We start from the raw sequence: 14358 nt of genomic DNA, 5'->3' as shown, positions 1-14358 counted from the left end.
ACAAATTTCACATGCAAACAAAGTTGATGACAAACTAAACTATGACCTCTAAAAAATTTATATTTGCTCAATAATTAAAAAATAAGATATGTCTTTTGCAGATTTATATACTAGTGGTGAGCACAGAAGAAACTTAGCTCATTTTGCAGCTTTGGCAACTTTAGCGTCTATTGACGGTGAAATTAGTACTGAAGAAAGAAAGTTGTTAGATCGGTTTGCTAGTAAACTAGATATAACCGAGTCTGAGTATGAAGAGGTTTTAAGAAAAGAAAATAAGTATCCAATTGATTCTACTCCGGATTCTGAGAAAAGATTAGAGCGTTTGTATGATTTGTTCAGAATTGTTTATTCTGATCATGAAATTGATGACGAAGAGAGAATCTTAATTAAAAAGTATGCTATTGGTTTAGGTTTTACTGGTGAGAAAGCAGATAGTATTATTGAGCGTTCAGTTGCCATTTTTGGAGGTAAATTAGATTTTGACGATTACTTATATCTTGTAAAGCATTAAGTTTTATAAAAAAAAAGAAATAAAAAAGGGAGCAATTAGCTCCCTTTTTTTAATGATACTTATTTAAGAATTCTTGTAGTTTTTCTACCATATTTCTACTTCCGCAGAAGAACGGAACCCGTTGATGGAGTTCTGTTGGTTGAATATCCATAATACGATTTTTACCGCCTATAGCTATTCCGTTTGCTTGCTCGGCTAAAAAAGCCATAGGGTTGCATTCGTATAACAATCTTAATTTACCGCTTTCACTAACACTACTTTTTGGGTACATATATATACCACCTTTAATCATATTTCTGTGAAAGTCAGAAACTAAAGAACCTATATATCTAGAAGTATAAGGTCTGTCATCTTCTTCCATTTGACAGTATTTAATGTAATCTTTTACACCTTGGTGAAAATGAACATAGTTTCCTTCGTTTACCGAATAAATTCTGCCATTTTCAGGAAATTTCATGTTAGGGTGAGATAGATAAAAAGTACCTAGTGCCGGGTTTAAGGTAAAACCATTTACACCATCACCTGTGGTGTAAACCAACATAGTAGAGGTGCCATACACTACGTAACCGGCGGCAACTTGTTTGTGACCGGGCTGTAGAAAATCCTCCATAGTAACAGGTGTACCAATAGGGGTAACCCGCCTGTAAATAGAAAAAATGGTACCCACAGAAACATTCACGTCAATGTTAGATGAACCGTCTAATGGGTCTATTAAAACAACATATTTATTTTGATGGTTATCATCATTACTGTTGATGCTGATAAAACTATCTTCTTCTTCAGACGCAATACCGCAAACAATTTCTCTATTCTTTAGGGTTTGTATAAACTTGTCATTTGCAAAAAGATCTAGTTTTTGTTGATCTTCGCCTTGTATGTTAGTTTCACCTACACCGCCTAAAATATCAATTAAACCTGCTTTACTAACCTCATGGTTTACAACTTTGGCAGCTAATCTAATGGCATTGATAAGTTTTGATAATTCACCTGAGGAATATTGAAAGGAATCTTGATTTTCAATAATAAACTCCCCTAGGGTCTGATTTCTTTTTGGAGACATTTCTTAGTTTATGGTTATATACAAATATCGTGTATTTTGTTAAACGTTCAATTTTGGTTTTAATTACATTTTTTAAATTTATAACTTTGTGTTTTATTTGTAACAATTATGAGCTATACAATTCGAGTTGCCCAAAGAGAAGACATGAAGCAGGTGCTTCAATTAATTCAAGAATTAGCCACTTTTGAAAAGGAAGATGATGCCGTTGAAGTAAGTGTGCAAGATTTAGAAGAAGATGGTTTTGGTAAACAGAAATTGTTTCACTGTTTTGTTGCTGAGAAAAATGAAAAAATTGTTGGTATGGCTTTGGTTTACCCAAGATATTCAACTTGGAAGGGGGCGGTAATACATTTAGAAGATTTAATTGTAACCAAAGACATGCGTGGTACCGGTTTGGGTACAGCACTTTTAGATGAAGTAGTTAAATATGGAAATGACCTTGGTGTAAAAAGAATATGTTGGGAAGTTATAGATTGGAATGAACCAGCCATTGGTTTTTATGAAAGTAAGGGTGCCAAAGTAATGCGAGATTGGGATGTTGTTCAATTGGATGAAGCTGGAATAAAAAATTATTTAAGCGCAATCGCTTAATAGAAAAAGAATTAAAAAATTATAGATATAAATTGAGTATGAGAGTTTTTAAATTTGGAGGAGCATCGGTTAAAGATGCAAATGCGGTTAAAAATGTAGTTGAGGTTTTAAAAGAAGTAGGGTATGAGAATACACTAGTGGTAATATCGGCAATGGGTAAGACTACCAATGCCATGGAAGATATTATCAATGCTTATTTCAACGATAAAAAAGAGATACCATCTAAAGTTGCTGAAATGGTAGACTATCACCATAGTATAGTATCAGAATTGTTTCCAAACGCACAGCATTCCATTTATAAGGAAATTAAAGTGCTAGTAGATGAAATTAATGGCTTTTTAGTTTGGAATAAATCGCCTAACTATAACTTTGTATACGATCAAGTTGTTGGTTATGGTGAATTGCTGTCTACGACTATTATAAGTGCTTATTTTAAGGAAATAGGTATTACTAATAATTGGTTAGACGTAAGAAATTTTATTAAAACGGATAGTACTTATAGAGATACTACGGTAGATTGGGAACGTACTCAAAGTAATGTTACCAAAATAGATCAAAAAGTTCTGAATATTACCCAAGGTTTTTTGGGTAGTGATGATAACAACTTTACCACTACTTTAGGTCGTGAAGGGTCCGATTATACTGCTGCTATTTTGGCTTACTGTTTAAATGCCGATTCTGTTACTATTTGGAAAGATGTACCGGGAGTTTTAAATGCGGATCCTAGGTATTTTGAAGAAACTCAATTACTAAATAATATTTCTTATAGGGAAGCTATCGAGTTGGCGTTTTATGGGGCATCTGTAATTCACCCAAAAACGTTACAACCTTTACAGAGAAAGGAAATTCCACTTCACGTGAAATCGTTTTTAAATCCATCAGGTAAAGGAACCACAGTTGGTAAAGGAGTTGGTATTGAGCCAAAAGTGCCTTGTTTTATAGTAAAGAAGAATCAGGTTTTAATGAAATTATCATCGCTTGATTTCTCTTTTATCGTGGAGGATAGTATCAGTGAACTTTTTAAATTATTTCATCAGCATAAAATTAAGGTTGGTTTAATTCAAAATTCGGCCATTAGTTTTTCAGTTTGTATCGATAATAAATTTGGAGGATTAGAAGCGCTATTACAGCAGTTAAAGAGTAAGTTTAAAGTGGTACACCATGAGAATGTTTCTTTATACACTATTCGTCATTTTAATAATAAAGCTCTTGAAACCTTACAGAATGGGCATGAGCTATTATTAGAACAGCGTGGAACCGAAACTGTACAGCTCGTAGTAAAGTAATTTCTTTGCATTTCCTGTTTTCTAAAAGCAAAGCTGCTTCTGCTATTTTCCTATATTTACAGTCTAATCGAGGATGATATATGGGTTTAGTTACCGCTAAGGAGATTGCCAAAGCTATCAATCTTGCCAAGTATGGCGTGTTTGGTACTTTTATTGGCTGGGTGCTGCTGAAGGTTACGCGTTTGTCTGGTATTAATCGTTATTACGATACCATTGCACATTTAGAAGGTGAAGAGTATGCCAATGCAATACTAGAGCATTTTGATATTGATTATGAAATTCCTGAGGAAGATTATAGGCGATTACCAAAGGAAGGAGCATATGTAACCATTAGTAACCACCCATTGGGTGCTATTGATGGTATCTTGCTTTTTAAGTTAATGCTTAAACAACGGCCCGATTATAAGATTATGGCCAATTTTCTGTTGCAGAGAATGGTACCGTTAGAACCTTATGTTTTACCTGTAAATCCATTTACCGAGCATAAAGATGCCAGAAGTAATCTAGCAGGTTTTAAAAAAGCATTAGAACATTTAAAAGATGGTCATGTATTAGGAATTTTTCCTGCGGGTGAGGTTTCTACCCATAAAGATGGTAAGTTAATTGTTGATAAAGCTTGGGAAGAAGCTGCTATAAAATTAATTAAAAAAGCAGGTGTTCCTGTAGTTCCCATTTATTTTCATGCCAAGAACAGTTCTCTATTTTATCGTATTTCTAAGTTGGGAGATTCTTTGCGTACAGCTATGATTCCATCTCAAGTCTTTTCTCAAAGAAATAGACCAATAAAAGTAAGAATAGGTCAGCCCATTTCTGTTGCTACACAAAATGAACAGGAAAGTTTACAAGAGTATACGGAATTACTGCGCCGTAAGACTTATATGTTGTCAAATGCATACGAGAAAGAGCGTTTAATAGACCAAATACCAACCTCGCTTAAAATACCTAAGCAACCAAAGAAAATTGCCACAGCGGTACGTAAAGAGGTAATGGAGGGTGAAATAGAAAAACTTAGAGAGAAAGATTGCCGATTATTACAAAGTAAAAATTACGAAGTGTTTCTAGCAAAGGAAAAGGACATGCCTTTTATCTTGAAAGAAATAGGAAGACAACGTGAAGTAACTTTTAGAGCAATTGGCGAGGGAACTAATAAGGCTATTGATTTAGATAGTTTTGATACGTACTACCATCACTTGTTTTTATGGGACGATGAAGCTAAATGTATTGTAGGAGCCTACAGAATGGGTATGGGGTCAGAGATTTTTCCTCAGCATGGTATTGATGGTTTTTATGTGCAGGATCTGTTTAGGGTAGAACCAGAGTTATATGATATGATGGAACACTCCATTGAAATGGGACGTGCCTATATCACTAAGGAATATCAGCAAAAACCAATGCCGCTATTTTTGCTTTGGAAAGGAATTGTACATACCACCTTAAGGTTTCCAGAGCATAAGTATTTAATTGGCGGAGTTAGTATAAGCAATCAATTTTCCAATTTCTCGAAATCTTTAATGATCGAGTTTATGAAATCTAATTATTGGGATCCTTATGTAGCACAATATATAAGACCTAAAAAAGAGTTTAAGGTGAAGTTGAAAGATGCGGATAAGGAATTTGTTTTTGATGAAACGCAAGCCGATCTTAATAAGTTTGATAGATTGATAGATGAGGTTGAGCCAGGTAATTTACGTCTGCCGGTTTTAATTAAAAAGTATATAAAGCAAAACGCAAAAGTGGTTGCATTTAATGTAGATCCCTTGTTTAATAATTCTGTAGACGGACTAATGTATATTAAAATAGCCGATTTACCTGAGAGTACAGTAAAACCTGTAATGGAAGAATTTCAAGCGGAGCTGGAACGCAGATTGGTAGAATCTCAAAATACAGAGAAAGAAGAATAGTTAATCTACACCAACAACTTTACTTCGTCTTTCAAATAGAATATTATCTATCCATTTTCCATGTAATTTACTAACACGTTCTCGGGTACCGATCATTCTAAAACCTGCTGATTTATGTAATTTAATACTACCATGATTTGTTGGGAATACGCCAGATTGTAGTGTCCAAATCCCTTCTTTTTCACTGGCTCTAATTACGTGTTCCAATAATAATTTACCGACACCTTTTCCTCTACTACTGGCTGAAATATAAACACTTATTTCAGCAACACCTCCATAAACGCATCTATTGGAAACAGGGGATAGGGCGACCCATCCTAAAATTTCATTCTTGTTTTCGGCAACAAATCTGCATGTAGACATATGAGCTTTATGCCAAGCATCAAATGAAGGAGTATTGGTTTCAAAAGTTGCTACCCCTGTCTCAATACCTTCTTTGTAAATGTTAGCAACAGAATCCCAGTCTGTTGCTAACATTGGTCTTATTGTCATTTCACTCATATCGTAATTCAATTAACAGCAGCCACTACCAGGAGCGCAAGAAGTTTCCGCTACTTGTTCAGTAATTTCTGGAATACCACAAGTTTCTTTGGCTTTACAATCGGTTTTTTCAATGCCTAAATGCATTAAAATTTGATTGTCTTTAATTTGATGTGATAATACAAATAGTTGAGCCGTGTGAAATACCGAATTACTGTATTCAAATTTTACTTCAACATCCTTTTCCATTGGTTTTATCTTATCCACTTTATTTAAGATGCCCATTGCTTTGTAAGCGGTCATGTAGTCTCTTTTGCCTAATTCTTGCGGACTTTCCCATAATTGTATAATAGTTTCTTTCCAGAAATCTGTACCGGCACCACAATCTACTGAATCAACGGTAATATTCTTTACTTCAGTTATGTGATAGTTTGCACCTACTAGTTGACCAGGAGCATATTCAAAGACTAAACTCTTATCAGTGTTTTCCTTTAGTAAGGTTAAAAATTCATTTGTTTTCATGTCTATAGTTTTTAATTAACAACAATTGCTTTTAGTGGTGTTGAAGAATGTATTCAGTAAAGTTTGTATTTCTGTCCATTTAGGTAGGTTAATACAATAGCAGACTTTTTTACCTTCTATTTCACCTTTAATTAAATCAATACTCTTTAGTTCTTTTAAATGTTGTGAGATAGTTGGTTGTGCCAATCCTATTTCATCAACAATATCATTACAGATACAGGAGTCTTGCTGACTTATATATTGTAAGATGGCAATACGGGCAGGATTGGACAGAACTTTAAAAATAACCGCTAGCTTATTCTGCTCTACATTGAATATTTGTGTTTTAGTTATGCCCATATTATATTTATATATTGCAATATTACGATAATAAATGTACTAAAAAAAGTCGGATAGTATTTTACCCGACTTTTTTTATTTAGAACCAAGGTTTTCTACCTACTTGGTATGTATTGTAAAATTCTTCATCTGATTTTGTCAGATACATAATGCCTTCTATTAAACCAATAACTCCTGGAATCCATACAAAAAGTAGACCGACGCCTACGCAAGATAGAATCCAAGCGGCAACAGAAACACCTAAAAGTATAAAACCTTCTTTTTGATATCCTAATATAAATTTATGAACACCTAAGCCTCCTAAAAATATAGCTAATATACCAGCTAAAACTTTTTTGTTATCACCTCCGGCTCCACTAAAAGCTTCTTTGGCACCTGCACTAAATTCATTTGCCGTTTTTTTAGCTCCTTCACTAAAGTCTTTTGCAGATTCTTTCGCATCCTCTGAAAATTCTTTGGCTGACTCTTTAGCGTTGTCAAAAGCATCTTCTGCTTTGTCTCCTAAATCTTTATTCTCGTCTGACATTTTAGTTGTTTTTTGGTGGTTATTATTAGCGATAAATGTAGCAATTATTTAAACATCACAAAAATGCTTTATCAATTGGTTCCCAAAGTTCTAATTTATTTCCGTCGGGATCTAAAATCCAACCGAATTTTCCGTATTCAAATTCCTCAATTTCGCCTACTACAGTAACACCTTCATCTTTTAAAACCTTTAATAATTCCACAAGATTTTCAACCCTAAAATTCATCATAAAACTCGATTGGCTAGGCTTGAAATAATCAGTATCATCATTCATTGGGCTCCATTGGGTAGAACAATCATTACCTTCTTTATCTTTCCACCAAAATGTACAGCCATATTGATCAGTGTCCAATCCTAAATGTTTGTTATACCAGTTTTTAGTATGGTCTGGGTCTTTCGTTTTATAAAAGAATCCTCCTAAACCTGTTACCCTTTTTTTCATATCGCTTTAGGTTTTTATTTTTTTATAGTTGTTTCATATTTAGAAATCCAGTCTCCCACTGTTATTTTGGTACAGAGTTCCGCAATTAACTTGTAAGGAACATCGTCCATTTTTTTAAATCTAATACAGCTTTTACCCATATCTAATTTAAGTTTGCAGTGTTTTGGGTACTCGTCTATAAACCAATTCATTAACACATTGTCTGCATAAATACCTGAGTGGTAAAGGGCGATAAAATTCTTTTGTGAAGCTAAATTAATAAATGGCAGAGGTAGTTCTGGGTTAACATGATAACCAGATGGATATAAAGAATGTGGTACTACAAACCCTAACATGCCATAACTTATTTGCTCTTCAAAACCTTTAGGTAAATTTCCCATAATTATACCTCTTAGTTTTTCAATTACTACACGACGTTCTTGTGGTAATTGCGCAATGTATTCATTTGGCGTGCTGGCTTTGTATTGCATATTAACTCTCGAATTTTGCTTTAATTTTATCTACTACGGTTTGTGCTAATTTAATTTTACTTTCAACTGTCCAACCAGCAACATGTGGTGATAGTATTACTTGATCAGAGTTTGTTAAGTATTTAAATGCTTCTGGTAAGTTATCACCTGTAAACATATTTTCAAAAGATGCCTTCTCATATTCCAACACATCTAAACCGGTACCTAGAACTTTGCCAGATTTTAAGGCAGCTACCAAATCTGATGTCTTAATACATTTACCGCGTGCTGTATTAATTATCCAAATTGGCTTTTTGAACTTTTCTATGAATTCAGAATCTACCATACCTATAGTCAGTTCTGTCTGTGGTACATGTAAACTAATCACATCTGCTCTGTTTTGAAATTCTATAATACCTACTTGCCTAGCATTCTCATCTTCAACACCACCCTGAATATCGTAGCAAATAACCTCATCTACATCAAAACCTTTTAGCTTTTTTGCGAAGGCTTTCCCCATATTGCCATAGCCAATTATACCTACAACTTTTCCTTCTAATTCAATACCACGGTTGCCTTCTCTATCCCATTTTCCGCTTCTAACTTCCTTGTCCGCAGTATTTAATTTATTAAAAAGCGATAAAAGCATGCCCAAAGCGTGTTCGCCAACAGCATTACGATTACCTTCTGGAGCAGCAGCAAGAAAAATTCCAAGCGATTTAGCATGTTTGGTGTCAATATTTTCAAGTCCGGCACCTAATCTACCTATAAACTTCAGGTTCTTAGCTTTGTCTAAAAATTCGGCATCAATCGAAAATCTACTTCGAATAATGAGTCCGTCATAATCTTCTATTTTAGCTTCAATCTGTTCTTTAGTAGAGCTATAGTCTTCATCGTTCTGAAAACCTAATTCAGAAAATTGCTCAATTATTAATGGGTGATTTATATCTACGTGTAATACTTTCATTTAATCTAAATTATATTTTGGGGTAGTTTGTTTGTGTTTTTTCATCTTGCACGTTTCCTGTATGGGAAGTACTTAATTTTTCAAATAACATTACGTGAACTTCTTCATCTTCTTTGGTCATTGGACAATGCTCAACGCCTTTTGGTATAATAATTATCTCTCCTTGTTTTACTATCTCTGTACGGTCTCTAAATTGCATGTGTAAAGTGCCTTTTACAATTTGGAAAAGTTCATCTTCATTGTCATGTGAATGCCATACAAACTCACCTTTTAACTTGGCTAGTAGTACTTGCATGTTATCAACAACACCAATTTGATGTGGATGCCAATACCCACTTACTAGTTCATATTTTTCTTTAAGATTAATGCTCTTCATAAATGTGTTTGTTTTTATCCTAATAGGATAAAAAATGGTTGACATTCTTTTTTAGAAAATTGATTATAGTAAGATACGCAAAGCGCCAGTATTCTAAAAAGAAGATGAGCTGTTTATTAAATGCCTAAAATCAATTTTGCAATAGAGAAGTAGATTAAAATTCCGAAAATATCATTTCCTGTTGTTATAAACGGACCGGTAGCTACTGCTGGATCAACGCCTCTTTTGTCTAAAAATACAGGTATAAAGGTGCCGATTAATGCGGCAATAATAATAACTGATATTAGGGCGACACAAAGGGTTATTGATATTAAATAACTAGTATGAAAGAAGAAATGGCTAATGACCAATACGATGGCGGCAATGGCAACACCATTAATTAGACCTAACGTAAATTCTTTAAGTAGCCTATTTAAAATTTCCCCTTTTACGGTATTGTTGGCTAGACCTTGTACCATAATAGCCGATGATTGTACACCAACATTACCTGCTGTAGCCTGAATTAATGGAACAAAAATTAACAGTATAGGAAACGTACTCATTACTTCTTGAAAACTACTTATTATACTGGCGGCACCAATACCACCGAACATACCAATAATTAACCAAGGTAAACGTGCCTTTGTAAGCTCCCAAATACTATCATCAGAATCTACCCCTCTAGAAATACCTGCGGCCATTTGATAGTCACGCTCGGCTTCTTCTTTAATAACATCTACAATATCATCAATAGTAATACGACCAACCAATCTACCTATTTCATCAACTACAGGTATGGCCTCAAGGTCATACTTGGTCATAATTCTAGCTACTTCTTCTGGATCTTCATTAACATTTACTGCATCAACATTTTTAATGAAAACATCTTTAATATGGGTTTTTGTAGAAGTCGTAAGTAAATCTTTTAACGAAAGCCTACCTTTTAATTTGTCTTCGTCATCTACTACATAAATAGAATGTACACGAGTAACATTTTCTGCCTGTGCACGCATCTCTTTCACACAAGTAAGAACATTCCAGTTTTCATTGACCTTTACAAGCTCTTTTGCCATAAGTCCACCAGCAGAGTCCTCGGCGTATCTTAAAAGGTCTACAATGTCTTTTGCGTGATCTCTATCTTCAATTTTCGAGATTACATCTTGTATTTGTTCTTTTGGTAGTTCCCCAATAATATCTGCGGCATCATCGGTATCTAACTCTTCTAATTCACTAGCTATTTCTTGAGATGATAGATTACCCAATATAGCTTCACGAACATCTTCATCTAACTCTGTTAAAACATCTGACGTTTTATCGCTGCCAAGTAATTTAATTAGATAGGTAGCTTGGTTCTCATCTAGTTCATTGATGATTTCAGCAACATCGGCATAATGCACGGCACCTAACATAGAATTTAGTTCAGTATCATTGTTTTGGTCAATGAGCTGTTCTATTTCTTCTACAAATTCTTCTGTTAGTTTAAAGGGTGTCATCTGCTATTTTCTTCGTCAATGCTATAAAATCGGCAACAGCCAACTGTTCTGGTCTAAGATCAAATATAGTATCTTCTCTTAGATTATCTGATAAGGTAAATGTTTTTAAACTGTTACGTAACGTCTTTCTACGTTGGTTAAAAGCCGTCTTCACAACTCTATATAGTAATTGTTCATCGCAAGAAAGTTCAAATTCAGGTTTACGTGTTAATCGTAATACGCCCGACTGTACTTTTGGAGGAGGGTCAAAAACATCTGGTTCTACGGTAAATAAATATTCAGCGTCGTAAAATGCTTGAACCAAAACCGAAAGAATGCCATAAGCTTTACTGCCTTCTGCAGAACAGATACGTTGCGCAACTTCTTTTTGAAACATACCCGAAAATTCAGGAATTTGAGTTCGAAGCTCTAGCATTTTAAAAACAATCTGGGTTGAAATATTGTAAGGAAAATTACCTGTTATACCAAATTGCTCTTCACCAAACAAAGTCGAAATATCAAAATTTAAAAAATCTGCTTCAATAACTTTAAAAGTGCCTTCGCCTTCAAATGCTTTAGGATGTTCTAGCGGAAAGGTCTCATTTAAGTATGTGATGGACTCTGTATCTAAATCCATTGCAACTAAATTACTATCTCTTAAAAGAAGGTATTTAGTTAGTACTCCAGTACCCGGACCTATTTCAATTACATTTTTATAGTCCTTTTGTAATAAGGTTTCCGCTATTTGCTTAGCAATATCTTCATCTTTTAAAAAGTGCTGACCTAGATATTTTTTTGCTTTTACAGGACCTTTTTCATAGTGCTTTTTATGAGCATATTTATCACCTTTATTCTTCTTTCTTTTCGTTCCCATAACCTGTTTTTAACGGCACTCTATTTTGCAATATACGCCCATGCGTTTTTTCCTGAAGCCAATTGAATTAGAATTCTTTCATATGCAGCTCCTTCATACTTGTCCGCTTTTTGCAATTCTTGATGAGATAGGGTATATACTTGACCTTTTATAACATCTTCTTTAACTCCGGTATGTTGTAAGGTAGGGTAGAGGTCTGCTACCTTCTCTTTAGATATAATGTACTGTGGCAATTCATCTTCAAACCCATTTAAAGGTCTAGAGAAAACACCTAATTGTACTTCTCTTTCTTGTAATGTTCCGTAAGTAAACAAATAATGTGTAGCTGCAGCACGTTGTACAAAGTACTCATCTACTACTTCTAGTTCTGTTTTAAAAGAAACCAATTGACCAGCAAATTTCTTTTGAATACTTTCAATTAATGCAGGTGCATCTTCTTCATAATATCTTTCTAATGTTTCTTTGTCAGGTACCGTATATTGAACGGAATATGTAAAGCCTCCCATATCTTCTTCAACCAGAACTTTGGTAAATTTTGCGCTTAAAAATTTACCTGTTGAAAGCACTTGGGGAATATGGGTTTCTTTCATCCATTTTACCCAAATATGGTGAGCTGTTTCTTCTATGTTGGTGGTAACGTTATATATGTACATGCCTTAAAATCAAAGTTCAAATTGTATTGCAAAGTTAGGTCAACTAAGTCTTAATACATATTAGATGAACAGTGTTTTTAATTTATGGAGTCTCCCCTTAAAATTCTAAAGTTCTTTCGGGCTTCAGGAAAGTAGTAACTATCTTGATAGTTATAGATTATTTTCTCGTACTGTTCCTTTGCTTTTAAGGGGTCGTTAAGTACTTTTTTATATAGTTCGCCAAGTGCAAAATAAGCATCATCGGCTAAAATACCATTACCATAAAAGGTTATTATTTTCTGATAGTTTAATTGTGCCTCTTCGTATTTCTTTAGCTTTTCAAATAATTGCGCTTGTTTTAAAAGTGCCTCATCTTCAATTTTTTCGCCCTTGTGGTTTTCTAAAATATCATCTAGGACTTTTATAGCTTCGCCTGTGTTATTTTGATAAGCTAAAAAGTCTGCTCGCGCATATTTTTTTAATGCTGTTTGGGTAGAATCTTCAAGCGAATTATCTGAAATAAGTAAACTCAACTGCATAGCATCGTTTGCGATTAATTGCGAAGTGGAACTTCGTAATACCTTTAACTGAGTTAATGCCCAGTCAAAATCGCCTTTGTAAAAACTTGTTTGAGCCACTTTATAACGGGCATCTTGACCTAAAACATCGTTTTTTAGTTTTTGCTGAATTTGAGAAAAATAGATAAGTGCTTCGTTGAACTTTTTGTTATACACTAAAATATCGCCCAACGCTAGTTTTAGATATGCCGTGCCTCTATCACTTAAAGGTAATTCTAAACTATTCTTCAATATTTTTTCTGCGGGTTCCGGTTCATTTTTTTTAAACGTTAGAAAGTTTGCGTATGCAACTTGTAATTGTAATGATTGAGATTTGTATCCATAATCATCTATGAGCGCATCATATTTTTTTTGAATACCATCTAACTGATTGTTTGAAACATCTAATAACTCAATATCAATTAGGTTTAGTTCTGCATCTAATTGGGTAATTTTATTATTTGTATTATCGATGACATAGCTGTAAATATCTTTGGCTACTTCATATTCTTCAGTATCTAAGGCACTTTTACCTAAATTTTCTAACCTAGAAGTAGAACTGCCATTCATTCGTTTAAAAATGGCTTTCTCTTGTCTTAAAGCACTATTGTATTGCTTTTGTTGAACAAAGAGCCAGCTCAATAATTCATTCCATAGAATATTGGGATTCTTCTGGGCGCGTTCTAATAATACTTTTTTTAATAGGAGGTTGTTTTTATCCTCAGCATTTTCAGATACAAAATCATCAATACTTCTTAGAATATTAGATTTTGATGTTTTACCGTCTATTACAAGGTTTAGGTAAGAATTGTACATGGCTTCTACATTACCTTGTTCACCATAAATTCTAGCCAGTTGAAAGTTGAAATCTAAAGCAGGATTAAGTTCCATTGATTTTTGAAAGGCTTTTATAGCCATATCCAGTAAACTATATTTTTGAAACTGAAGACCTAAGGCATATCCGTAATTCGGATTTTTAGGAATTATATCTAGTGCTTTATCGTAATAGGTTTGTGCCGTGTCTTCTTTTTCTTGAAGATTATAATTGTAGCCCAAATCTATTAATAGTGTAGGGTAGGGGTTGCGGTCTTTTAAGCGCTCATTTAAAAACTCTTCAGCATCTTGGTATCGCTCTAATTGCTGATAACATGAAACCAAATCTTGAACATATTCCGTTCTTCGCGGATTTTTTTTCACAAGCTTTTCATAAAAAACTACTGCTTTTTCAAAATCACCATCAGCAAAATATTGCTTTGCCAAGAAATCATCTTGGGCATAGGCGAACGTAGACAGGGTAACAAATGAAATTAGAAAAATGATAAAACGCATAATCAAAGATAAGTAGAATGAAGTAAGATGTTGTTAAGGAGATGGTAACAAACTAGGTATTTTAA

General features: G+C 34.0%; 17 protein-coding genes. 4 read left to right on the top strand and 13 right to left on the bottom strand.

What is annotated here, in order from left to right; all coding sequences use genetic code 11:
* The first annotated feature begins 88 nt into the window (after positions 1 to 88).
* Entirely contained in the window at positions 89 to 511 is a 423-nt protein-coding gene (locus P178_RS0104990; RefSeq protein ID WP_027065180.1) for a TerB family tellurite resistance protein, read from the top strand.
* A 49-nt stretch (positions 512 to 560) separates the two neighbouring features.
* On the opposite strand, the gene fbp is transcribed toward P178_RS0104990, so the two are convergent.
* Positions 561 to 1571, bottom strand: a complete 1011-nt coding sequence (fbp, locus tag P178_RS0104985; protein WP_027065179.1) for a class 1 fructose-bisphosphatase — start codon at positions 1569 to 1571, stop codon at positions 561 to 563.
* Between the two features lie 108 nt (positions 1572 to 1679).
* On the opposite strand from fbp, the gene P178_RS0104980 reads away from it, so the two are divergent.
* From P178_RS0104980 to P178_RS0104970, 3 genes are all read left to right on the top strand, one after another.
* Positions 1680 to 2162, top strand: coding sequence for a GNAT family N-acetyltransferase (locus P178_RS0104980; RefSeq protein ID WP_027065178.1), 483 nt, complete (start codon positions 1680 to 1682; stop codon positions 2160 to 2162).
* 38 nt (positions 2163 to 2200) lie between these two features.
* A complete protein-coding gene (locus P178_RS0104975) occupies positions 2201 to 3448 on the top strand; it encodes an aspartate kinase (RefSeq protein ID WP_027065177.1) in 1248 nt (415 codons plus the stop codon).
* Between the two features lie 80 nt (positions 3449 to 3528).
* Positions 3529 to 5349: a GNAT family N-acyltransferase gene (locus tag P178_RS0104970; RefSeq protein WP_027065176.1), complete on the top strand. Its 1821-nt coding sequence runs from the start codon at positions 3529 to 3531 to the stop codon at positions 5347 to 5349.
* Here the strand turns inward: P178_RS0104970 and P178_RS0104965 are convergent, their stop codons facing one another.
* The 12 genes from P178_RS0104965 to P178_RS0104910 form a co-directional block, all read right to left on the bottom strand.
* The gene (locus P178_RS0104965) at positions 5350 to 5850 is read right to left on the bottom strand and encodes a GNAT family N-acetyltransferase (RefSeq protein ID WP_036145735.1); all 501 of its coding nucleotides are present in this window, start codon (positions 5848 to 5850) and stop codon (positions 5350 to 5352) included.
* Positions 5851 to 5862: 12 nt separating this feature from the next.
* Complete coding sequence (locus tag P178_RS0104960) at positions 5863 to 6351, bottom strand: DUF6428 family protein (protein WP_027065174.1); 489 nt, start codon at positions 6349 to 6351, stop codon at positions 5863 to 5865.
* A 15-nt stretch (positions 6352 to 6366) separates the two neighbouring features.
* The gene (locus P178_RS0104955) at positions 6367 to 6690 is read right to left on the bottom strand and encodes an ArsR/SmtB family transcription factor (RefSeq protein ID WP_027065173.1); all 324 of its coding nucleotides are present in this window, start codon (positions 6688 to 6690) and stop codon (positions 6367 to 6369) included.
* A 79-nt stretch (positions 6691 to 6769) separates the two neighbouring features.
* Positions 6770 to 7216: an NINE protein gene (locus tag P178_RS0104950; protein WP_027065172.1), complete on the bottom strand. Its 447-nt coding sequence runs from the start codon at positions 7214 to 7216 to the stop codon at positions 6770 to 6772.
* Positions 7217 to 7271: 55 nt separating this feature from the next.
* Positions 7272 to 7658 (bottom strand): VOC family protein, encoded by a 387-nt coding sequence (locus tag P178_RS0104945; RefSeq protein WP_027065171.1) that lies wholly within the window; start codon positions 7656 to 7658, stop codon positions 7272 to 7274.
* Between the two features lie 14 nt (positions 7659 to 7672).
* Positions 7673 to 8128 (bottom strand): DUF1801 domain-containing protein, encoded by a 456-nt coding sequence (locus P178_RS0104940; RefSeq protein WP_027065170.1) that lies wholly within the window; start codon positions 8126 to 8128, stop codon positions 7673 to 7675.
* Between the two features lies 1 nt (position 8129).
* On the bottom strand, positions 8130 to 9074 hold the full coding sequence (locus P178_RS0104935; RefSeq protein ID WP_027065169.1) for a 2-hydroxyacid dehydrogenase: 945 nt from the start codon (positions 9072 to 9074) through the stop codon (positions 8130 to 8132).
* Between the two features lie 10 nt (positions 9075 to 9084).
* Positions 9085 to 9450 (bottom strand): cupin domain-containing protein, encoded by a 366-nt coding sequence (locus P178_RS0104930; protein ID WP_027065168.1) that lies wholly within the window; start codon positions 9448 to 9450, stop codon positions 9085 to 9087.
* A gap of 116 nt (positions 9451 to 9566) precedes the next feature.
* On the bottom strand, positions 9567 to 10922 hold the full coding sequence (gene mgtE, locus P178_RS0104925) for a magnesium transporter (RefSeq protein WP_027065167.1): 1356 nt from the start codon (positions 10920 to 10922) through the stop codon (positions 9567 to 9569).
* On the bottom strand, positions 10909 to 11775 hold the full coding sequence (gene rsmA, locus P178_RS0104920; RefSeq protein ID WP_027065166.1) for a 16S rRNA (adenine(1518)-N(6)/adenine(1519)-N(6))-dimethyltransferase RsmA: 867 nt from the start codon (positions 11773 to 11775) through the stop codon (positions 10909 to 10911). The genes mgtE and rsmA overlap by 14 nt, the downstream gene beginning before the upstream one ends.
* Positions 11776 to 11795: 20 nt before the next feature.
* Positions 11796 to 12428, bottom strand: a complete 633-nt coding sequence (locus P178_RS23670; RefSeq protein ID WP_197026783.1) for a DUF4286 family protein — start codon at positions 12426 to 12428, stop codon at positions 11796 to 11798.
* Between the two features lie 77 nt (positions 12429 to 12505).
* A complete protein-coding gene (locus P178_RS0104910; protein WP_027065165.1) occupies positions 12506 to 14293 on the bottom strand; it encodes a tetratricopeptide repeat protein in 1788 nt (595 codons plus the stop codon).
* Positions 14294 to 14358: the final 65 nt, after the last annotated feature.

This window comes from Maribacter sp. Hel_I_7, assembly GCF_000688315.1.
GTDB classification, from domain to species: domain Bacteria; phylum Bacteroidota; class Bacteroidia; order Flavobacteriales; family Flavobacteriaceae; genus Maribacter; species Maribacter stanieri.
The sequence above is the reverse complement of the archived record's forward strand: the minus strand, read 5'-3'. Positions and strand labels throughout refer to the sequence as shown.